This is a genomic window from Pseudomonas sp. P5_A12, assembly GCF_056400685.1.
Window position 1 is genome coordinate 1 of sequence record NZ_JBFUKU010000561.1, and the last position, 1,444, is coordinate 1,444.

Below are 1,444 nucleotides of genomic sequence, written 5' to 3' on the forward strand. Positions count from 1 at the left end.
GATATGGTCACTCTCGATTTGGGAAATCTGGTTGGCGTTTTTCGAAGAAGGACCTGACTCCTTCCTCGAGCGTTGGCAGGTTAAGCAATTCGTATTGAGGGTCGGCCTCGTAGGCCAGTTGAGCCCGGAAGTCGTTGCAGCTAGCCGCCTCGAATACTCGGCGCGCTTCGATTACACCGTGAGCTGGCAAACACGTCAATTGTCGGGCCATTTCCAATGCAGCAGCCGRTAAGGTCTGTTTTTCGATGCAGGCCTGAATAAGTCCCCATTGTTCTGCTTTTTTGGCTGAGAGGCGTTCACCGGTCAGGCACAGTTCCAGTGCGCGAGCGCTGCCAATCCGGCGTTGCAGGAACCAGGAAGCACCACCGTCCGGCACCAGGCCTAATGTTTTGATGAACGGCAGATAAAAATAGGCGTCGTGCGCCGCAAGCACAATGTCAGCAGCCAGCGCTAAACCGACGCCGGCGCCCACGGCCGGGCCATTCAACGCCGTCACTACAGGTACCGGTAGTTCATGCATTTCGATGAGCATCGGGTTAAGTCGAGTTCGCATGCCCTCCGCTCCCGCCTCACCTCGCGATGCGTCACCTGACGAGAATGCAATGCCTCGCAGTGCGCTGATCGGGTTGCGACGTTCAGGCTGATTCAGCGTGAGAATCGCAACAGCACCTTCCCGGGTAAAGGTAATCGTTTGATAGCGCATGCTTTACCAATCGTCAGACAGAGGCTGCCTTCGCCGTCGGACGCCACCACGAAGGCCCGCACTTAAATGATGTTTTCAGCCTTCAACGCAAGAATCCGGTCAGCGTCGATTCCCCAGTCGGCCAGAATGGCTTCGCTGTCCGCTCCGCGTGCTTCTGGCACATCAGGCACGCTGCGACTGAATCGAGGCGCTGGCGCGGGCTGCAAAACGCCATCTACCCGAATGAAAGTTTCGCGCTCAATGTTATGGGGATGAGCTACGGCTTGTCCCAATCCAGCACCGGCGAGAAACACGCGTCGGTTCCTTCAAGCAGCGAGCACCATTGCTCGCGAGTTCGGGTCAGGAACATTTCGCTCATTCGTGCTTTAAGTGGCGCCCAGGTCGACTTGTCCCGTTGCTTCTGAAACGCTGGATCGGTGATGTCGCAAAGCTTCAGCAACAACGTATAGAACTGAGGCTCAATCGCTCCAATCGCGATGAACTTCCCATCCGCACAGGCATAGGTGTCATAAAAATGTGCACCGCCATCCAGGACATTTTCGCCGCGCTGATTGGTTAATGTGCCGGCGGCTTTGAAGCCATACATCATCGCCGAGAGCAGCGCTGTACCGTCGGTCATCGCAGCGTCGACCACCTGCCCTTTGCCGGAAATTCGAGACTCGGTCAATGCGCAAAGCACTCCGAATCCGAGCAGCATGCCGCCGCCGAAGTCACCGACGTAGTTAAGGGGAACCGTAGGCT

Annotated in this window: 2 protein-coding genes; both read right to left on the bottom strand. The window is 56.7% G+C overall.

The window, feature by feature from the left end; translation table 11 throughout:
• Nucleotides 1-7 precede the first annotated feature (7 nt).
• On the bottom strand, nt 8-703 hold the full coding sequence (locus tag AC1DSG_RS31105) for an enoyl-CoA hydratase/isomerase family protein (protein ID WP_477794284.1): 696 nt from the start codon (nt 701-703) through the stop codon (nt 8-10).
• Between the two features lie 256 nt (nt 704-959).
• On the bottom strand, nt 960-1,444 hold a 485-nt coding region (locus tag AC1DSG_RS31110; protein WP_477794285.1), incomplete at its 5' end, for a CoA transferase.